The sequence below is a fragment of the Rhodoluna sp. genome (genome assembly GCF_036721215.1).
Lineage (GTDB): Bacteria > Actinomycetota > Actinomycetes > Actinomycetales > Microbacteriaceae > Rhodoluna.
In genome coordinates, this window is sequence record NZ_DAIMLM010000002.1 from 17819 (window position 1) to 37539 (window position 19721).

General features: G+C 50.3%; 15 protein-coding genes and 1 tRNA gene. 9 read left to right on the plus strand and 7 right to left on the minus strand.

Annotated features, from left to right (window positions below; all coding sequences use genetic code 11):
- Positions 1-4 precede the first annotated feature (4 nt).
- Positions 5-1093 (minus strand): DivIVA domain-containing protein, encoded by a 1089-nt coding sequence (locus AC9UCN_RS03400; RefSeq protein ID WP_509523709.1) that lies wholly within the window; start codon positions 1091-1093, stop codon positions 5-7.
- A 78-nt stretch (positions 1094-1171) separates the two neighbouring features.
- Here AC9UCN_RS03400 and AC9UCN_RS03405 point away from each other — a divergent pair, with 78 nt between their 5' ends.
- From AC9UCN_RS03405 to ligA, 5 genes are read left to right on the plus strand one after another with little or no spacing between them, the layout of a single operon-like run.
- Positions 1172-2878 (plus strand): DUF8094 domain-containing protein, encoded by a 1707-nt coding sequence (locus AC9UCN_RS03405; protein ID WP_509523711.1) that lies wholly within the window; start codon positions 1172-1174, stop codon positions 2876-2878.
- Complete coding sequence (locus tag AC9UCN_RS03410; RefSeq protein WP_509523712.1) at positions 2879-3712, plus strand: tetratricopeptide repeat protein; 834 nt, start codon at positions 2879-2881, stop codon at positions 3710-3712.
- Between the two features lie 8 nt (positions 3713-3720).
- Positions 3721-4893, plus strand: coding sequence for a cysteine desulfurase family protein (locus tag AC9UCN_RS03415; RefSeq protein ID WP_509523714.1), 1173 nt, complete (start codon positions 3721-3723; stop codon positions 4891-4893).
- On the plus strand, positions 4894-6000 hold the full coding sequence (mnmA, locus tag AC9UCN_RS03420) for a tRNA 2-thiouridine(34) synthase MnmA (protein ID WP_509523715.1): 1107 nt from the start codon (positions 4894-4896) through the stop codon (positions 5998-6000).
- On the plus strand, positions 5997-8090 hold the full coding sequence (ligA, locus tag AC9UCN_RS03425) for an NAD-dependent DNA ligase LigA (protein WP_509523717.1): 2094 nt from the start codon (positions 5997-5999) through the stop codon (positions 8088-8090). Before mnmA ends, ligA begins: the two co-directional genes overlap by 4 nt.
- On the opposite strand, the gene AC9UCN_RS03430 is transcribed toward ligA, so the two are convergent.
- Positions 8087-9259, minus strand: a complete 1173-nt coding sequence (locus tag AC9UCN_RS03430; protein ID WP_509523718.1) for a DivIVA domain-containing protein — start codon at positions 9257-9259, stop codon at positions 8087-8089. The two genes, ligA and AC9UCN_RS03430, sit on opposite strands and share 4 nt — an antisense overlap.
- A gap of 152 nt (positions 9260-9411) precedes the next feature.
- Here AC9UCN_RS03430 and gatC point away from each other — a divergent pair, with 152 nt between their 5' ends.
- From gatC to gatB, 3 genes are read left to right on the plus strand one after another with little or no spacing between them, the layout of a single operon-like run.
- Positions 9412-9708 carry an Asp-tRNA(Asn)/Glu-tRNA(Gln) amidotransferase subunit GatC gene (gatC, locus tag AC9UCN_RS03435; protein ID WP_509523720.1) on the plus strand — a complete coding sequence of 99 codons (297 nt, stop codon included), beginning with the start codon at positions 9412-9414 and terminating at the stop codon, positions 9706-9708.
- Positions 9709-11208: an Asp-tRNA(Asn)/Glu-tRNA(Gln) amidotransferase subunit GatA gene (gatA, locus tag AC9UCN_RS03440; RefSeq protein ID WP_509523721.1), complete on the plus strand. Its 1500-nt coding sequence runs from the start codon at positions 9709-9711 to the stop codon at positions 11206-11208.
- Positions 11208-12713 carry an Asp-tRNA(Asn)/Glu-tRNA(Gln) amidotransferase subunit GatB gene (gene gatB / locus AC9UCN_RS03445; RefSeq protein WP_509523722.1) on the plus strand — a complete coding sequence of 502 codons (1506 nt, stop codon included), beginning with the start codon at positions 11208-11210 and terminating at the stop codon, positions 12711-12713. Before gatA ends, gatB begins: the two co-directional genes overlap by 1 nt.
- Positions 12714-12777: 64 nt before the next feature.
- On the opposite strand, the gene AC9UCN_RS03450 is transcribed toward gatB, so the two are convergent.
- The 5 genes from AC9UCN_RS03450 to AC9UCN_RS03470 form a co-directional block, all read right to left on the minus strand.
- Positions 12778-13647: a carbohydrate kinase family protein gene (locus AC9UCN_RS03450; RefSeq protein WP_509523723.1), complete on the minus strand. Its 870-nt coding sequence runs from the start codon at positions 13645-13647 to the stop codon at positions 12778-12780.
- Complete coding sequence (locus AC9UCN_RS03455; RefSeq protein WP_509523725.1) at positions 13644-14552, minus strand: pseudouridine-5'-phosphate glycosidase; 909 nt, start codon at positions 14550-14552, stop codon at positions 13644-13646. The genes AC9UCN_RS03450 and AC9UCN_RS03455 overlap by 4 nt, the downstream gene beginning before the upstream one ends.
- Positions 14553-14593: 41 nt before the next feature.
- Positions 14594-14669: transfer RNA gene (locus AC9UCN_RS03460), tRNA-His, on the minus strand.
- A 43-nt stretch (positions 14670-14712) separates the two neighbouring features.
- A complete protein-coding gene (gene orn, locus AC9UCN_RS03465) occupies positions 14713-15309 on the minus strand; it encodes an oligoribonuclease (RefSeq protein WP_509523726.1) in 597 nt (198 codons plus the stop codon).
- 12 nt (positions 15310-15321) lie between these two features.
- The gene (locus tag AC9UCN_RS03470; RefSeq protein ID WP_509523728.1) at positions 15322-18522 is read right to left on the minus strand and encodes an efflux RND transporter permease subunit; all 3201 of its coding nucleotides are present in this window, start codon (positions 18520-18522) and stop codon (positions 15322-15324) included.
- 141 nt (positions 18523-18663) lie between these two features.
- On the opposite strand from AC9UCN_RS03470, the gene AC9UCN_RS03475 reads away from it, so the two are divergent.
- Positions 18664-19656: an alpha/beta fold hydrolase gene (locus tag AC9UCN_RS03475; protein WP_509523730.1), complete on the plus strand. Its 993-nt coding sequence runs from the start codon at positions 18664-18666 to the stop codon at positions 19654-19656.
- Positions 19657-19721: the final 65 nt, after the last annotated feature.

Below are 19721 nucleotides of genomic sequence, written 5' to 3' on the forward strand. Positions count from 1 at the left end.
TTTCTTATTTCAACGAATTCTTGGATGCCGCAATAACCTTCTCAAGCTGCTCGAGGTAAGAACCAACGGTTCTTCTCTCAACCTCAAGCTGCTGAAGCTTGGCGGTTGATTCATCAAGATCCTTCGCAACTTTTGCCTTAGCCTCGGCAATTAGATTCCTTGCTTCGGCCTCAGCGCTTGCGATGAGGGTCTCGGCTTTGAGCCTCGCCTCATCGGTAGTTTTCTTGTTTATTGAACGAGCCGCTGATTCAAGAGTTTCGGCCTCGAGCTGAGCCGCACTGGTTCTAGCGATTGCGTTTTGCAGCTGCAGCTTGGCATCATCGAGATACTTCTGAGTCTGGTGCACAGCCTCCTGGTGTCTTGCAAGATAATCCTTCTCAGCTTCTGCTCGTCGCCCGGTGAGCTCTAGCTCAAGATCGATGCGCGCTTGTTCGCTTATGATCAGGGCTGCTTTTTCCGCATCAATTTCTCGAACGGATTGCTTTTGCAACAGCAAACGTTTTTCGGTAATGTCTTTTTCGACTTCCGCTTTTAGTAATTCTGTTTGGCGCTTGGTGTCGGCTCGAAGCTTAGCTACCTCTGTTGCTATATCTCCACGGATCGCCGATGCTTCGCGACTAGCCTCTTCAACGAGCCGTTTGGCCTCGAGTTCGGCTTTGGCCAGTGCCTCATTGGCTTCTTCGCGGGCCAGGTTAATTGCCCTTTGTCCCTTGCGATCTGCCTCAGCAACTAAAGATTCGTAGTAACTGTCTGCCTCTGATTTTTTGGTCTCTACTTCTTCATTGATGCTTCCAAAGATTCGAATCTTTTCAGCTTCAGCATGGGCAATAAGCCTTGTGGCCTGATCCTCGGCAGAAGCCAAGATGATTGCGGCTTGGTTTCCAAGACCGGCATAGGTGGGGGAATTAGTCTCTTCGAGCTTGGAGCTGAGAGCTTCAATTTCTTGCTTGGCCTGCTTTATTTCCTCTACCAGCTGAGAGTTTTGGGAGGAAAGTCTAAGAATGTCCCTATTTAGGTCAAGAATCGCCTCATCAACCGCAGCCCTGGCGTAGCCGCGCAGGGCGCTAGGGAACAAAAGGTCTTCACCTGACATTTTCGTCCTCCAGCTGGGTTGGTTAGAATAGGGAGGGCTCATCGGCCCAAGTCAATAGTTTAGCTGGAATGGATAATCATGCGCTTTTTGATTGCGGCTACCCTGTTTGTTCTCTCCATTTCCTTCCTTTTGCTGGGCTTGGCTCAGCGGACAATCTGGGCACCGCCAGCAGTATTCGCAGTTAATCTAGTTGGCCAAGAATCTCAGCCATTTTTGATTATCCCCGCCGAGGCACTGGCCATGATGCCAGGAAACGCCACAATCAGCGCCACTGGCTCAAACCAGGTGTTTTTGGCAGTTGGTAAAGACGTGGATGTAGCTGCCTGGGTTGATACCACCAGCCACTCCGTCGCTGAAGGCTCAGCAGGTTCTCAATCCCTTAGGGTCGTCGCTAGCCCTGGAACTGACGATTTCATCAGCCCAGCGGGCTCGGATCTTTGGCTCAGCGAGTTTTCGGGAGAGTCAACCGGGGAAATCGTCGTCCCAGAGGGTCAAAATCTTTCTGTCCTGGTGGCCAGTGATGGTCTTGGCGCCGCTCCGGAAAGAGTTCGAGTTTCGTGGCCAACGGATAACTCAACCACCGTCTCTGACATCTTCTTAGGCGTTGGGCTGGGGTTACTAGTGATAGCAATCTTCTTTAACGTGTTGGCACTTGGCAAGATGATTCGAAACCGTGGGCCTCGAAGAAAAGTCCCTAAGGCACCTCAAGGTCCTAGGTACAAGCCAAAGAACAGAGGCTACGATCTTCCAAAACGCGGTAGAAGATCCGCCAGCAACAAAATTGCCATCGCCCCAATCTCAATTGGACTGGTGCTGGCACTGAGCGGATGCCAAATGGCTGAAGTTCCGCAGAACACGCCTACCCCTACTGAATCGTCTACAGCTTCGATTGTTGATCAAATTCAGCCAGCGCTGAACGAGCAACAGGTTGCAAGAATTTTGGCAGATATTCAAAGTGTGGTTGCTGAAGCAGATGCCTCTGGAGAAACTGCAGTGCTCGAAACTCGAGTTGATGGTCCAGCGCTATTGTTCCGAGAGGTAAATTACCTACTGCGTTCTAAATCTCCTGAGATTTTACCTTTGCCCCCAATTTCCACTTCGGTGGTTTCGATCACCATCATTTCCAAGACTGAGTACTGGCCAAGATCATTTATGGTGGTGACTCAAGACGGCGATGACCTGCCACAAACTTTAGTTATTGAGCAGCTCTCACCGAGAGATCCATACAAGCTGATCTATAACATGGCACTTCTTCCCGGAGTTGAGTTTCCAGATGTCGCAGCTGCTGCCGAAGGCGCAATTCCAGTTGACGTTGATTCCCAGTTCCTGAAAGTATCTCCCATCGTTCTCGCACCCACCTATGGTGACCTAATCGACAGCGGTCCTTCGAGCGAATTTTTCAGTCTTTTCGACTTATCGACAGACGAGTTCTATGAGCAAATATCGCAAACCCAGCAAGATCAAACTGACAGCTTAGAAAACGCGACTACACAGTTTTCTCACGCTCTTGGTGAGTTCAATGTTGTTTCGCTAACCACCTCGGATTCGGGGGCTATTGTGGCGCTGATGATGGTCGACACTTGGGAGATCAAACCCACAGATCGAAACTCCGCAGTTACCGTTTCGGGTGATGAGCTGCTTCTTCTAGGAATCGAGGGAAGCACAAGGGGAGTAAGCACTCGTTATGGAAACATGCTGCTTTTCTATGTACCACTTGCTAGCTCTGATCAAAAAGTTCGGCTTCTTGGTGCCACTCAGTCACTACTTAGCATCGAGGTTTTGTAGGTGACCATCGAATTCGGTAAGTCCACTGACAAAGCGCAGAACGTCCCAGCTCTTGTCATTCAAGTAGACGCCAACTCGATTAGGGACTACCTGGCAATTTCTGACAGCCTTCCAGTATTAGTCTTATTTGTTCAAGAAAATGACCCCGCGAGCCAATCCATTCTTAGCACTGTGAAGCTGCTCTCGGAAAAAACCGCAGGCAAGATCTTAACTTTGGTAGTAGACGCCATTAAGTCTCCCGAGTTAGCCCAAGCTTTCGATCTAAAGCAAATTCCGACTCTGCTAGGAATGCTTAAGGGACAGCCAGCACCTCTATTTGCTGGTGATCAACCAGCGGAGCAAGTGCAGCAAATCATCGACCGAGTTCTTGAAGTTGGAAAAGAAAACGGACTAACCGGAACCGTAAAAGTAGCAGAACCAGAGCCCGAGCTATCAATTACCCACCAGCAAGCATTTGCCGCCATTGAAGAAAACAATTACCCGTTGGCTAGATCTCTCTACGAAAAAGCCTTGGTTGAAAACCCCAATGATCAACTAGCTGAAGCAGGGCTAGCCCAGATCAAGCTCTTAATCCGCCTGGAAGGCAAAGACCTGCCAACCCTTGTTAGCTCCGTAGGCCAAGACACGGACTCAGTTTTGGACCGCGTGGACGCACTTGTTGCCACAGGAGCAGCTTCGGAAGGATTCGAGCAACTGCTTGTCTTATTTGAAAGTACCGCCAAGGATCAAAGAGAACCTATTCGCCTTAGATTTGTTGAGCTGTTCCTGGTTGTGGGAAATGAAGACCCTGCTGTTATCAAGGCCCGCAAAAATCTAAGCCTGCTTCTTTTCTGAGATTGACTATGCCGGTATATCTAGATCACGCAGCCACCTCGCCAATTCGCGCAAGCGTTCTCGAGCTCTATGTTTCCACCCTTTCCGAAATAGGTAACCCGGCATCGGTTCATAGCTTTGGGCAACACTCGAGACAGATTCTCGAGCAGGCCCGAGAAGACATAGCCCGGGCAATCAACTGTGATCGCAACGAGGTGATCTTCACATCTGGTGGAACCGAGAGCGACAACCTAGCAATCAAGGGCATTTTTTGGGACGTAAACTCCAAGGACCCAAGCAAGAACGTGATCATAAGTGCCGCAGCAGAACATCACGCGGTGCTGGATGCAATCAACTGGCTAGTTGACTCACAAAACGCGGAGCTTTATCTGATTCCAAGTGATGATCAGGGTGTTCTAGATATTGCGGCACTGGAGCGCTACCTGGAGCAAAACGCTTCCCGAGTAGCGCTTATGAGCGTGATGTGGGCCAACAATGAAATTGGTGTTATTCATCCAGTTATGGAATTAACAAAAATTGCGAAAAGTTATCAGATTCCAGTTCACTCTGATGCGATTGCAGCCCTTGGGCATATTCCGGTGGACTTTGCTGAATCTGGATTAGCTGCCATGACAATCACCGGTCACAAACTTGGTGGGCCGGTTGGTTCAGGAGCACTAATACTGAGACGGAATCAGAAACTAACTCCGGTGAACCACGGCGGTGGCCAGGAGCGAAACTTACGCTCTGGCACCCCTGACGCCTCTTCGGCTGCGGCGTTGGCGTTGACCATAACCGAAGCGGTTTCCGAACAAGAAGATTTAGCCCAAAACCACCAAATCATGAGCCAGCGAATAATTGCTGGGGTGAAACAAGTTGCCTCAAATGTGATTGTTTCTGCCGAGCATGCCCCAAGGCTTCCAAATAATGTCCACTTTAGATTCCCGGGCTGCCTGGGAGATAGCTTGTTGTTTCTGTTGGATAGCGACGGGGTTTCAATCTCTACCGGATCTGCCTGTACGGCTGGTGTCAGTGGCCCATCCCACGTAGTTTTGTCTTTGGGGGCTAGTAATGATGAGGCTATGGGAACACTACGAATTACCCTTGGTCACAGCACCAAAGATCAAGATATAGACGCATTTTTGGAGGCCTTCCCCAAGGCGTACGAGGGTGCGAAAAAAGCTGGACTAACCAGGAGATAGATGAAGGTACTTGCGGCAATGAGCGGCGGAGTTGACTCTGCCGTAGCTGCCGCACGCGCTGTTGAAGCCGGCCACGAAGTGGTCGGTGTGCACCTGGCACTTTCTAGGATGCCTGGAACTCTAAGAACCGGATCAAGAGGCTGCTGCACCGTAGAAGACTCCATGGATGCCCAACGCGCGGCTAACAAGATTGGCATCCCGTTTTATGTTTGGGATTTCTCCGAAAGATTCAAGCAAGAAGTCGTTGATGACTTCATTAGCGAATACCAAGCCGGTAGAACTCCGAATCCTTGCATGAGATGTAACGAGCGAATCAAGTTCGCAGCGCTTTTGGAAAAAGCGCTAGCGCTAGGTTTTGATGCGCTTTGCACCGGTCACTATGCATCCATAGAAACTGACTCCAAGGGAAATCTAGAACTGCATCGTTCTCTTGCGATGGCCAAGGATCAGTCTTACGTTCTTGGAGTTCTAAACAAGCAGCAGCTCCAACACTCACTATTTCCACTCGGCAAAGCAGCCAACAAAGAAGAGATCCGCGCCGAGGCAAAAGCACGTGAGCTATCGGTGGCACAAAAACCAGATAGCTACGACATCTGCTTTATTCCAGAAGGTGACACTAGGGATTGGCTCTCGGACAAGATTGAAAGAGCTGAGGGCGCAATTGTTGATCTCGAGGGAAACCAGCTGGCAACCCACGATGGAGCTATTGGCTTCACGGTTGGTCAGCGCAAGGGACTCAACATTGGTAAGCCTTCCGCAGATGGAAAGCCTCGGTATGTGCTTTCGATCAGACCCAAAGACAACGTGGTTGTTGTGGGTCCTGACGAGGCGCTACTTATTTCAGAGCTCAGTGGATCAAAGTACTCCTGGTGCGGCGAGGCACCTTCGAACACTTCCGATTGGTTCGATGCCGAGGTTCAAGTTAGAGCTCATGGACTTTCGCACCCATGCCGGGTCAAGGTATTGCAGGATCAAATGGTGATTGCCCTCTCGGAGCCAATCCGGGGAGTCTCACCTGGCCAAACGGCGGTTGTCTACCTGGGTTCAAGGGTCCTGGGTCAAGCAACAATTGATAAAACCATCTCCGCAGTGATGGAGCAGGTTTGAACTCAAAGGAACAAGCTCGAGCTAATGAGCTAGTTGATCTAATCAACAAGCACCGAGCCGCTTACTACCAATCCAACACATCGCTTATTTCTGATGCCGAGTATGACGCACTTATGCGTGAACTCGAAAAACTTGAAGCCAAGTATCCGCAGCTGATAACCGGGGATTCTCCAACGCAGAGCGTCGGAGGAGAAGCTAGCCAGACCTTCCAGCCATCAGTGCATCTTGAGAAGATGATGAGCCTAGATAACGTCTTTTCTATGGAAGAACTTGATACCTGGTTGGACAAAGCAGGCGGCGGACCGTTTCTTTGTGAGCTAAAGATCGATGGACTTGCAATTAACCTGCGCTACGAAAAAGGCAAGCTAGTTTCAGCTGCCACTAGAGGCGATGGAACAGTTGGCGAGGATGTCACCCGTAACGTTATGACCGTCAAGGGAATCCCACATCAGCTTTCCGGCAAAGCCATTCCAGAGGTTGTTGAAATTAGAGGCGAGGTCTTCTACGCCCTGGAGGATTTTGCCAAGCTCAACAAGTCTTTGATTGATCAGGGTAAGGCACCCTTTGCTAACCCCAGAAACTCAGCTTCTGGCTCGTTGCGTCAAAAAGATTCGAGCGTCACTGCTTCTAGGCCGCTTCAGATGATTGTGCATGGCGTCGGAGCGCTAAAGGACGACTCAGTGAAGGCCCAGTCGGATCTTTACCAGCAGCTCAAAACCTGGGGACTGCCAACATCTTCTCGTTACAAGGTCTACAAAACGACCAAAGAAGTAAAGCAGTACATTCAAGACTTCGAAGCCAAACGTCACACCCTTGAGCACGAGATTGACGGTGTTGTGATCAAAGTCGACGAGTTCTCGAAGCAGCAAAGCCTGGGCTTTACATCCAGAGCCCCCAGGTGGGCCATTGCCTATAAGTACCCGCCTGAGCAGGTCAACACGAAGTTATTGGACATCAAGGTCTCCATAGGAAGAACAGGGCGCGCCACCCCATACGCGGTTTTGGACCCAATTCGGGTGGCAGGCAGCGAGGTTGAGTTCGCAACCCTTCACAACCAAGAGGTAGTGGCAGCCAAAGGCATCCTGATAGGCGACACCGTCGTGCTTCGAAAAGCAGGAGACGTTATCCCTGAAATTTTGGGTCCGGTTGTGGCCCTTCGCGATGGCTCGGAGAAAAAGTTTGCCATGCCAAAAAAGTGTCCAGAGTGTCAAAGCTTGCTTGCCCCAGCCCAAGACGGTGACGTTGACCTTCGTTGCCCAAACACCAAGAGCTGTCCTGCCCAGCTTCGCGAAAGAATCGCTTACATCGGTTCCCGCTCAGCTTTGGATATCGAAGCGCTAGGTTTTGTTACCGCTGTTGCGCTCACCCAGCCAATTGAACCAAAAGACCCGCCGGTGAAATCTGAGGCTGACCTGTTTACCTTGACGCTAGAAAAACTACTGCCGATCAAATCCCGCGTGGTTGATGCTGACACCGGTGCTGCCAAGCTGGATGCCAAAGGAAAGGAAAAGGTAGTCGAGTACTTCCGAAAAGCAGACGGGTCGCCCGCTGCCGTTGCTACCAAACTCTTGGAAGAGCTCGAAAAAGCAAAGTCGCAACCTGCTTGGCGGGTGTTGGTTTCACTTTCCATCAGGCACGTTGGCCCGGTTGCTGCGAGGTCACTGATGAACACCTTTGGCTCAATAGAAAAAATCTTTGGCGCCAGCGAAGAACAACTTGCTGGAGTGGACGGAGTTGGTCAGGTGGTTGCCAAGACAATCAAAGAGTGGATTGCGGTTGATTGGCACAAAGAAATAGTTTCGGCTTGGAAGAAAGCTGGTGTGAATTTCACCCAGGAAATATCTGTTGGCGGATCCGGTGTGTTTTCTGGAATGAGCATCGTAGTTACTGGAACTCTTGAGTCGCTAACCCGTGATCAGGCAGAAGAGGCGATTATCTCCGCTGGGGGTAAGGCTGCTTCATCAGTTTCTAAAAACACAGCTTTTGTATTGGCTGGTGCTAGCGCTGGTTCAAAATTGGCCAAGGCAGAATCACTTGGTGTTGAGGTAATTAGTGAAGCAGAGTTTCTAAAGCGCCTAAAGGCGAATTAGTCTCTCTTGTTGTCCTCGTAGGATTCAACTTCGATTGGCTCATAGCTAGCTCTGGTGCCTTCGCTGTAGTCAACCGCTGGCTGATCTGCTCCGTCAGTAATCGAAGCTGAAGTACCCTCTAATTCGCTTTGAACTATGGTCTCATCGGCTGCCACCATAGACTCGGTGGACATCAAAGATTTCATGGTGTTTAGGAAGTCTTCGATTTCATTCGACTCAGACTCCCAGCGAGCTAGGCGCTCCTGGCCGTCAACAATTACAGCGTTAGCGTAAGCCTCAGACTTGCGAGCAAGTAGCTCGGCACGACGACGTGACTGGTTGATAAGGTTTCCAGCGTTTCGCTGTGCATCTTCGGTAACGTTGTTGGCCTGCAACTTAGCCTCGCGAAGAATTCTCTCAGCTTCTGCGTTCAGCTCAGCTGAAAGCCTGGACGCTTCGGCAACGGCCTTGTTTGCTTCCTCGGTTGCCTGCTGAGCCTGCTTTACAGCTGATTCATACATGCGAAGAGCTTCTTGCTCGCTCTCATCACGCTTGGTCTTTAGTTCTGCCTCTAGCTCAACGCGAAGCTGAGCGGTTCTCTGAGAAAGTTCAGTAGCAACTGCTCTTGCCTCTTCAGTTTCGCGGTGAACCTGCGCGCGCAGTTCAGCGGCAAATCTTTCACCCTCTGAGCGAATGGCTGCGGCTTCACGCTGGGCGTGAACAGTTTTTTCGGAAGCCTCTGAAGCCTGGGTCTTGGCAGCGGAAAGAACTTCAGCACTCTTTCTTTCAGCTTCTAGGCGGATTTCTTTAACTTTGCTTTCGGTTTCAGAAAGAAGTTTCTGCGCAGCAGCTTCTGCTTTGCGACCTAGTTGCTCGGCTTCGGCCTTAGCGGTTTCGCGAACACGAAGTGCATCTTGACCTGCATCGGTCATAAGCTTTCTGGCTTGCTCTTCGGCAACGCGAAGAGTCTGCTCGAACTGGGCACCAAGCTCTGCGTATCCGGTTCCGGAATCGCGCTTTAGGCGCTGCTTTAGGCTAGCGATCTCGCTTTTGAGAAACTCAACTTCGCTGGCAGCTTTGTAGTTGTACTCGCGTACGTGCTCAAGCTCTTCGCGCATGGACGCAAGAGTGGTGTCTACCTCATCTTTGTCGTAGCCTCTAAATGCGACCGTGAATTCTGAGTTTTCCAATTGGACTGCCTTTTCTTGTTGGATGGGTTTTGGGCCTAAGTCTCTACTTTAGCGCCCAAATCAACCCCAATATCAAGTAATTTCTATCTTGCTAGACTGGCCAACGGGTCCAAAAGCCAGGACTTAATCGTATTAATCAACCGAGAGCTTTCATGACTGAAATCACCCCCGAACTGGTCAGACACCTTGCTGGATTAGCCCGCATCGAGGTTACCGAAGCCGAGGTTGCCCAATTCGCCAGCCAGCTAGCCCTAATTGTCGACTCGGTTGCCACGGTCAAGGCGGTTGCCAGTCAGGACATCGTGGCCACCAGCCACCCAATTCCAATGTCCAACGTCTTCCGCGAGGATGTTGTAACCGCCTCGCTAACCCAAGAGCAGGCTCTGTCCGGAGCCGCTGACAGCGACTCCGGCCGGTTCAAAGTCTCTGCAATTTTGGATGAGGACTAAATGGAACTTCTGTCCAAATCCGCGAGCGAGCTTGCCAGCATGCTGGTCAAAAAAGAGATTTCCTCGGTTGAGCTCACTAAAGCCCAGCTAGACAATATCGACAAACTAAACCCAAAGATCAACAGCTACCTCACTGTTACCCACGAGCTTGCTCTTTCCCAGGCGAAGCAGGTAGACGACCAAAGAGCTAAGGGGGAGTCTCTTCCGGCGCTCGCGGGAGTTCCAATTGCCGTAAAGGACAACCTGGCAACTATCGGAATTGCAACAACTGCTGGATCAAAGATCTTGCAGGGCTGGGTGCCGCCATATGATGCCACCGTGGTTAAGAAGATTCTTGCAAACAAGATGCCGATACTTGGCAAAACTAACCTTGATGAATTCGCCATGGGTTCGTCAACTGAAAACTCCGCTTATGGACCTTCTCTAAACCCTTGGGATCTAACCAGAACCCCAGGTGGCTCTGGTGGTGGATCATCTTCAGCTGTTGCTTCCATGCAAGCTCCGCTTGCGATCGGTTCTGATACTGGTGGCTCAATTAGATTCCCTGCCGCAGTAACAGGAACAGTAGGAGTTAAGCCAACTTATGGAGCTGTGTCAAGATACGGATTGATCGCCCTTGGTTCCTCTCTAGACCAGGTTGGACCAGTAACTAGAAATGTTATGGATGCAGCGATGCTGCAAGATGCGATTGCCGGTCACGACCCGATGGACGCTACCTCCTTGCCTGAGAGTCTGGGTTCCATGGCCGAAGCGGCCAAGAACGATTCAGTCAAGGGCTTAAGAATCGGAATCATAAAAGAACTCACCGGTGAGGGTTTCCAACAAGGAGTTTCTGAAAAATTCAATGAGGCGCTAGAGGTGTTGGTCGCAGCTGGAGCTGAAATAGTCGAGGTCAGCTGCCCAAGCTTTCAATATGCAATCGCTGCTTACTACCTGATTCAACCAGCAGAGGCTTCTTCCAACCTCGCTCGCTTTGACTCGGTTCGATTTGGCCTAAGGGTTATGCCAGAAGGTGCTGCAACGGTTGAAAAGGTAATGTCTGCTACCCGTGAAGCCGGTTTTGGTCCAGAGGTAAAGCGTCGAATCATTCTCGGGACCTATGCACTTTCTTCTGGTTACTACGACGCTTACTATGGCAGTGCACAAAAGGTTAGAACATTAATCCAAGCTGACCTTGCTAAGGCATTTGAAAAAGCCGATGTGCTAGTTTCCCCAACCGCTCCAACCACTGCTTTCAAGCTGGGAGAAAAGCAAGAAGACCCACTTGCGATGTATCTAAACGACATCGCAACTATTCCTGCCAACCTGGCAGGAATTCCTGGCATGAGCCTTCCGGTAGGCCTTGCCAAAGAAGATAACTTGCCAGTCGGTGCTCAATTTTTAGCACCAGCTCGTGAGGACGCAAGGCTATACAAAGTCGGAGCAGTACTAGAAAAACTCCTTGAAGCCAAATGGTCTAAAAAGATGATGGACTTTGCTCCAGAGCTGAAGGTGAACTAATGGCCAAAGATCAGCTCATGGATTACCAGAAAGCACTTGAAGCATACGAGGTCGTAATCGGACTCGAGGTTCACGTAGAGCTAAACACCAATACCAAGATGTTTTGTGGTTGTGCAAACGTGTTTGGCGATGAGCCAAACACCAACGTTTGCCCAAACTGCCTTGGCTTTCCTGGTGCAATGCCAGCCGTTAACGGCAAGGCCATTGAAAACTCAATCAAGATTGGTTTAGCTCTGGACTGCCAGATCGCAGCAACCGGAAGATTTGCCAGAAAGAATTACTTCTACCCAGACCTAGCCAAGAACTTCCAGACCTCACAGTACGACGAGCCGATTGCCTTCGAAGGAAAGATAGACATCGAAGTCCCCTCTGGCAAAGTCTTCACCGTTGAAATAGAGCGCGCTCACATGGAAGAAGACGCCGGAAAGCTAACTCACGTTGGAGGCAGTACCGGAAGAATCCAGGGGGCTGAGTACTCGCTGGTTGATTTCAACCGGGCCGGCGTTCCACTAGTTGAAATCGTCACCAAGCCAATTTACGGTGCAGGCGATGAAGCCCCTGAACTAGCAGCAGCTTATGTTCGCTCGATTCGTGAGATAGTAAAAAACCTTGGGGTATCCGATGCTCGCATGGAAAGAGGAAATGTTCGCTGTGACGCAAACGTTTCCATTAGACCTAAGGGCGAAGCCAAACTTGGCACCAGAACCGAAACCAAGAATGTGAACTCTCTTCGAAGTATCGAAAAAGCAGTGAAGTACGAAATCCAAAGACAGGCTCACCTGCTTTCACAAGGCGTTGCCATAATTCAAGAAACCCGACACTGGCACGAGGACCGCGGAGCAACTTCTTCTGGTCGACCAAAATCAGATGCTGACGACTACCGCTACTTCCCAGAGCCAGATCTAGTTCCAATCCAGCCTTCCAAAGAATGGATCGAACAGATCCGCGCAACTCTTCCTGAGAAGCCAGCTGTTCGTCGTAAGAGACTGATGGAATTGTGGGGCTTTAGCGAACTAGAGTTCCGCGATGTTGTGAACTCGGCTTTGCTTGATGAGATTGATGAAACCGTAAAAGCCGGAGCTAAACCACAAGCAGCCAGGAAGTGGTGGACTGGTGAGATTGCAAGAATTGCGAACAGCGAAGACAAGGAAATCACTGAGCTTTCCATCACACCGGTGCAGGTTGCTCAAATCGCAGAGCTAGTGGAGTCCGGAAAACTTACCGACCGGCTAGCTCGAGAAGTTCTGACCGGAGTCTTGGCAGGGGAGGGAGACCCGGCAGTGATTATTGCAGCCCGAGGTCTTGAGGTCGTCTCCGATGATGGAGCCCTGCTTGCTGCAATAGATAAGGCTCTATCCGAGCAACCAGACGTTCTAGAAAAGATTCGTGAAGGAAAGCTTCAGGCTGCAGGTGCCGTCATTGGTGCCGTTATGAAGGCAATGTCCGGCTCAGCTGATGCCGCCAGGGTGAGAGAACTTGTAATTCAAAGGGCTACCGAGAGCTAAGTCTGTCTTTTTGGGCGGTGTATAAACCTGTGGATAAGTTCAAGTTTTCCCTGAAGGTTAGGGGCTATTTGCTGGGGAGAACTTCTGGCCTAGCTCCCATAATCGCTACGGCCTTGGATCCAGCCTCAGCGCCTGCCCGAAGGGCGCTAGCTACCGCTTCCGAAGCAAGATGCTGAAAACCTGGCTCTTGGACCAGCTGAGCTAAGAAGCCGCCGCAAAACGCATCTCCCGCTCCCGTTGGGTCCACAAGGCTTGAACCAATAGGGGCAACCTCAATCAATTTGCCATCGCTTGTGTGGGCCATAGCTCCAAGGTGTCCAGAGGTCACCACATTGAGCCTTACTTTTCCCGAAAGCTCTAGAAGATCTTGTTCTTCTTGGTTAGGAAAGGAAATGTCAGCAAGACTAATCAGTTCACGAAAACTATCCACGCCGTGATCGTTTATGAATCCGTAAGAACCAGGATCAATTGCTAATAGTGCGCCAGCGGCTTTCACTTTGCTGGCAAAAGCAGAAACTTGTTCGAGAGACCTTCCAAGAAGGCTGTATCCAGAAATGTAGACAACTGCAAAACCGGTTGGATCAATCTTTGCTAGATCCAAATCTTGGTTTGCGCCACGGTCAGTCAACATGGATCTACTTTGCCCGTCAACTAACACTACAAGAGAGCCAGTTGGTTTGCTGCTGGATTGCAAACTACTCTCTATGCACTGAGCTGTTAGTTCCTGCTCGAGCTTGACTAAATCTGCTTTTCCAACGCAGCTGACAAAGCTAACAGCTGCGCCTTTGTGTGCAACCCAAGCTGCCACGTTGGCAGCTTGGCCGCCCATGGATTTTTGAATCTGGGCCTTGGTATCTGTGTTTGGTCTTATAGTTTCTTCGGGGATGACAATTAGGTCTTCGATTACGTCTCCGATGACCAAGATCTTATTCACGAAATTGCCGCCCAAGCTTTAGCAATCTCGCCAGCGACTCGAACATTATTTCTTGCCAAATCAAGATTTACTTCCAAGGACTTGCCAGTGGATTCTTCGACAATGAAACCGAGTAAGAAAGGCGTTACCGCTTTGCCGGTAACCCCAGCTTTCTTGGCAGCTTCAAATGCAATAGCAAGCACACGGTCGTGCTCTTTTGGATCCCACTGTTGCTGAATAGGAATCGGGTTGGCAACAACGATTCCCTGCCCGTGGCCTAGTTCATCCTGAGCCTTCATGGCGGCAGCGATTTCTGCGGCTGAGTCCAGCTGCCAATCAAGTGTGTATCCAGAATCGGTTAGCCAAAAGGCTGGAAACTTGTTTGTCTTGTAGCCAATAACTGGCACCGACAAAGTCTCTAGACGCTCGAGGGTTGCTGGGATATCCAATACGGACTTCACCCCTGCGGAAACAACGGTAATTGGGGTAACTGCGAGAGTTGAAAGATCCGCCGACTCATCGAAGGTCTCAATTGCTCCTCGGTGGACTCCACCCAAGCCCCCAGTTGCAAAAACTCTAATTCCGGTCAAAGAAGCTAAGTGTGCGGTAGCGGCAACGGTTGTTGCGCCAGAAGCTTTTTTGGCCGCAAGAATCGGAATGTCTCGAACGCTGGCTTTAGCTAAATCCTCGTTGGCGATCCGGTCTACGCCTCTGGCATCCAGACCTATTTGAGGGATGCCATCGAGGATTGCAATGGTTGCTGGAACCACACCAGAAGAACGCAGGATTTCTTCAAATTCTTTTGCTGCTGCTAGGTTTCTAGGCCTTGGAAGACCGTGCGAAATGATTGTTGACTCAAGTGCCACAACTGGCTTACCTGTTGCAAGCGCTTCGGAAACTTCGGGGGAGAGAACAAATGAGGTCATGAGATAAAGCTAGCTCTCTTTGAGTGATGAGAATCATCTATTGGGGTGAGTAACGGGACTTGAACCCGCGACATCCTGGACCACAACCAGGCGCTCTACCAGCTGAGCTATACCCACCATGTCTTTGAGCTAGGCCCAAAGCTTCTATATTCTATTGCGTTTAGAGCTGGTCGGCTATTTGCTTTGCCGCTTCAGATTCTGGCCCGGGCTGGGAAACAAACACAGTCTGTCGATAGTAGCGAAGCTCAGCTATTGACTCTCTGATATCAGCCAGGGCCCTATGGCCACCAGATTTTTTAGGTAGCTGGAAATAGACCTTTGGAAACCATCGCTTGGTTAGTTCCTTTACAGAAGACACGTCGATGTTTCGATAGTGCAGGTGCGCATCAAGTGTTGGCATGTATCGATTTAGAAACATCCGGTCGGTACCGATTGAGTTTCCAGCTAGCGGAGCAGTTCTAACCTCTGGTGCGAAACCTTTGACGTAATCCAGAATCTTTTGTTCTGCATCAGCAATTTCTAGACCGTCGTCTAGAAGTGGCAGCAAGCCAGACTCCTTATGCATTTGGGTTACATAATCTCCCATTTGCGAAAGTGACTCTGGCCTTGGCTTGATTACAACGCTTAGCCCAGCCTCATCGAGAATGTTGAGGTCGGAGTCAGTTATCAAAACTGCAATCTCCACCAGCGAGTCTTTTTCGACCTCGAGACCGGTCATCTCGCAGTCGATCCAGACTAAATTCTCCAAGGACTTCATAACCTAGAAAGCTTAGCGTTTGAGCGCTAGGCGCTTTCTTGGCTTTGCCTTTGGCTTGCGCTTTCCTTTAGCTTTGAGCAACTTACGCTCAGCTCTTCCTTCGATGAGCCAGTATAGAACCGGAACAATAACCAAGGTCAATACTGTCGAGGAAACCAAACCACCAATAACAACGATTGCCAACGGCTGACTAATGAATCCTCCACCGGTGATGCCAAGAGCTAGCGGCGACAGCGCAAAGATTGTTGCCAGTGCTGTCATCACAATAGGACGAAGACGCTGCCTTGAGCCATCCATGATCGATTGCTGAATCGACTTGCCTTGCTTTCGGTATTGGTTTATTAGGTCAATAAGCACAATGGCGTTTGTGACCACCACACCGACCAGAAGCAGCATTCCAATAAGTGCCGGAACGCCCAACGGAGTATCGGTTAGTAGTAGTAGACCCAGCGCACCGGTTGCAGCAAATGGAATCGATATCAACAAGATCAATGGCTGCACCAAGCTGCTGAAGGTTGCAACCATAACTAGGTACACAATTGCTACCGCGGCTAGCAAAGCTAGCCCTAGCTGACCAAAGGACTCAGCCTGATCAGCAGAGACTCCACCGATGTTGGCCGTTGCTCCAATTGGCAGCTCGACATCATCCAGCGCCTCGGTTACTGCTCTGGTAACTGCTCCCAGGTCATCGGAGTCAGGGGTTAGAGAAACTGTGGCTACCCGGTCACCCTTTTCGCTGGTGATAGCTACTGGGGCCTGAACCTCCTGGATGTCAGCGATGCTGTCAAGGGAGATAACTCCTGACCTGGTTGGGATTCGAATGTCGCGAATCTCATCCAAGGTAGCTGGCGAGTTCTCTTGAACGATAAAGATAGGAGTCGCCTCGTTATCGATGTTCACATCGCCAATTGAGCCTGGTCTTAGAGTGGCTGCAACAATACCCGAAACCTGAATTTCGGTCAGTCCTGCCTCGGCAGCTGCCACCCGATCAACAGTTATTTTCAGGGTTCGCTGTTGCTCCGAAAGTGAAGAGGAAATATCAGAGATACCTTCAACTTCGAGCATCCCTAGACGAACCTTCTCAACAGCTGCAAACAACGCTTCGTCGCTGGTAGCTGCAAGCTTGATGTCGATTGTGCCGGAGCCAGTAAAGCCACCGCCACCTTGAGGCAGGGTTGTCTCACCGATGTCATCACGAGAATCAATCTCTGCTTGAACAGCAGCTTGGATTGCAACGTTGTCGGCGTCCTTACTTACGGATACCTGAATAGTAGTTGCGTTGGTGTTACCACCAAAGTTCACGCGACCATCGGCTCTGCCACCAAAGGTTGCAAGAACAGTTTCAACGCCTTCTTGCGAGAGAATCAGATCCTCAAGAATCTTGGAAGCCTCGTCGCGCTGCTCGAAGGTGCTTCCAGCAGGCATTTCTTGACGAACCACAAATGTGTCTCCACCAAAATCACCAATGAAGTCGGTCTTGAGCTGCGGAACAAGTGAGAAAGTGAACATCAAAATAGCTCCCGCTGCAACCAGAGTCAATCCGGGCTTGGCTTGGGTTTTAGTCAGTACGGGGATGTAACCGCGCTGTAACCAGCTGCGTTTTTCCTTTTCTTCCTCAACCTTGCGAGCTTTCTCCATACGAGTGGCTGCAGTCTTGGCAGATTCTTTCGCGCTCTGCTCTTCGCTAACTGGAGCCTTCAGGAACCAGTAGGCAAGAACCGGAACGATAGTCAAGGAGACCACTAGGGAAGCAAGCAGGGCGATTGTGAAGCTGAAGCTAAAGGGTCTAAAGAGCTCTCCGACGATTCCTCCCACCAGGGCAACCGGTAGGAATACCGCAACGGTGGTTATGGTCGCCGAGGTAATTGCTCCAGCAACTTCCTTTACGGCGTCAATAATGGCGCGCTTTTTCGGCTCGCCATAGGAGAGGTGCCGGTTGATGTTTTCGATAACCACAATCGAGTCGTCCACGACTCGACCAACTGCAATGGTCAGCGCGCTCAGGGTGAATAGGTTCAGGCTGTAGCCAGAGACCCATAGACCGATAAAGGTAACCAGCAAGGATGTTGGAATCGAAATTGCAGTCACCAGAGTGGATCGAATGGAAGTCAAGAAGATCAAGATGATCAAAATGGCAAAGGTAAGCCCCAGTGAACCTTCAATACTTAGGTTCTCAAGCTGCTTTTCAACAAAAGGACCCTGATCAAACACGGTGGTGATCTCAACATCGCCACCTAGTTTTTCCACCAGTTCGTCAATTTTTGCTTCAACACCGTTTGAAATTGCAACCGTGTTGCCTTCTTGAGTCTTGGTGACCTGGATTCCAAGGGAATCAAGGCCATTGGTTCTAGATATAGAGGTAACCGGCTCGTAGTCGTAAGTTACTTCTGCAACTTCGCCGATGGTAAGAATTCTTGGTGTGGTGGTAGCTCCAGTTAGGCCACCAGGCAGTTGTGCAAATGAGGTAGCTGATGCAACCAGGGGAAGATTCTCAAAGTCTTCAAGGGAGTTGACGTTGGTTCCAATTTCAATCTGGAGCTCACCCTCGCTGTCGGTGATTGAACCGGCTGGAAGTATAAAGCCATTGGCCCTAAGAGCATCGGTAATTGAAGTCTGCGATAAACCATTGGCCAAAAGTACGCTGGTTCGTAGATCCAAAGTGATCTGCTTCTTTTTTCCTCCGGCGACCGTGATTTCCTGAATGCCAGGAACTTGGGACAAAATCGGAACAGCGATGTCTTCCAGAACTTCAGAAATAGCTTCGTTGTCGCCAGTTGTTGAGGCAACTGACAAGACGATAATCGGCACGCTATCAAAAGATCCCGAGATAACTCTTGGCTCAACATCTGCAGGAAGTGAATCTTGAACATTAGCCACCACGCGGTTTAGTTCTTCTTCAACCTGAGCGGTTGTGACGCCAAAATCAAACTCCACGCGAACAACCGAGACGTTAGCTCGAGACGTTGATGTGACATTCACCAGGTTTTTTAGAATCCTGGCCTCGTCTTCGATGATCGAAGAAACTTGGGCATCGACTACCTCAGGAGAGGCACCTGGGTAAGTCGTGACGATAGAAGCCTGTGGCACTTCAAAAGAGGGAAGCAGTTCTTGTTTTAGCGAACCGAGGGAGATTAGGCCAGCCACGGTGAGGATTATGGTCAAAAGCCCCACAACAGAGCGGTTGGCAAGTGAAACGGTCGAGAGTCTAAACAAGGATGTCCCCTAAATAAGTGGTGGGTTTTTGTACCTACTAAGCAAACCACCTATCGGCCCAGCTAGCAAAAGCATTACCCAAGCTCTCAGCCAGTTGCCAGCAACTAGAGCCACTTCAGGCTGCGGGCGTAGGCTGAAGGCATGAAAAAAGCCCTCAAGGTCCTTTCCAGAGTGTTGCTAGGACTATTGGTAGCCGCCCTAATCGTTCCTTTCTTGATTCCCGTTGAAACCAGCGGAACCAAGACCTATCAAGAAGCCGCTGGGTCGGGGGCGAGCTTTACTAAGGCTCAGGGGATTGATGTTTACACGGACGTAACCGAGTTTGATTGTAGCCAAGATAGTGACTGCGAGAACCCACCGGTGTTTTTCTTGCTGCACGGCTTTGGGGCTAATACCTTTTCTTACCGCTTCGTCACCGAGCCACTCAGTGCTTACGGAGATGTCATCGCTTATGACCGCCCAGGTTTTGGCTTTACGCAAAGACCAAGTAGCTGGGAAGGTGAGAATACATACGGATCAGCAGGTAACGACCTAATTCTTGATGAGCTAATCGCAGAGTATGCAAGCAATAGAGAGGTGTTCCTTGTTGGTCACTCCGCGGGCGGAACCCAAGCAGCGCAGTATGTGGTGGATAACCCAGGAGCGGTTACCGGTCTTATTTTGATTTCGCCTGCGATACTCACCACCGGTGGATCTCCTTCTGGGTTCAACTGGATCTTCAGCATCCCGCAATTAGATCACCTAGGTCCACTCCTTGTTTCCTCAATTGCCTCGAGTGGCATGGATCTACTGGATAGGTCTTGGTTCGATAAGTCGAAGATCACCGATGAAATCACAGCAGGTTATCGAGCCCCGCTAGAAATCATCGGCTGGGAAGAAGGCTTCTGGGAATTCAACCGAGCCCCGCGAAGCTTTGATGTCAAAGACCGGTTATCCGAGATCAAGATTCCAACACTTCTTATTACTGGCGATACCGACGTTGTGGTGGCAACCGCTGACACCGAGGCGCTCGCGACATTGATTGAGGGCTCAAGTCTGGTCGTTATCCCCAAATCAGGCCACTTAGCCCAAGAAGAGACTCCTGTAGAGACCATGCAGGCTATCGATGATTACTGGATCAGCCTTTCTAAGTAGTTTGGGAACAAATCGGTCAGTTGTCGGTTTACCTCTAAGCAGTAGACGAGAAAAGGGACATTGAG

Excerpts from the sequence above, each read along its gene's own strand:
- AC9UCN_RS03400 (WP_509523709.1), bottom strand. The coding sequence starts at position 1,093 with ATGTCAGGTGAAGACCTTTTGTTCCCTAGCGCCCTGCGCGGCTACGCC.
- AC9UCN_RS03405 (WP_509523711.1), top strand. The coding sequence starts at position 1,172 with ATGCGCTTTTTGATTGCGGCTACCCTGTTTGTTCTCTCCATTTCCTTC.
- AC9UCN_RS03415 (WP_509523714.1), top strand. The coding sequence starts at position 3,721 with ATGCCGGTATATCTAGATCACGCAGCCACCTCGCCAATTCGCGCAAGC.
- mnmA (WP_509523715.1), top strand. The coding sequence starts at position 4,894 with ATGAAGGTACTTGCGGCAATGAGCGGCGGAGTTGACTCTGCCGTAGCT.
- gatC (WP_509523720.1), top strand. The coding sequence starts at position 9,412 with ATGACTGAAATCACCCCCGAACTGGTCAGACACCTTGCTGGATTAGCC.
- gatA (WP_509523721.1), top strand. The coding sequence starts at position 9,709 with ATGGAACTTCTGTCCAAATCCGCGAGCGAGCTTGCCAGCATGCTGGTC.
- gatB (WP_509523722.1), top strand. The coding sequence starts at position 11,208 with ATGGCCAAAGATCAGCTCATGGATTACCAGAAAGCACTTGAAGCATAC.
- AC9UCN_RS03455 (WP_509523725.1), bottom strand. The coding sequence starts at position 14,552 with ATGACCTCATTTGTTCTCTCCCCCGAAGTTTCCGAAGCGCTTGCAACA.
- orn (WP_509523726.1), bottom strand. The coding sequence starts at position 15,309 with ATGAAGTCCTTGGAGAATTTAGTCTGGATCGACTGCGAGATGACCGGT.
- AC9UCN_RS03475 (WP_509523730.1), top strand. The coding sequence starts at position 18,664 with ATGAAAAAAGCCCTCAAGGTCCTTTCCAGAGTGTTGCTAGGACTATTG.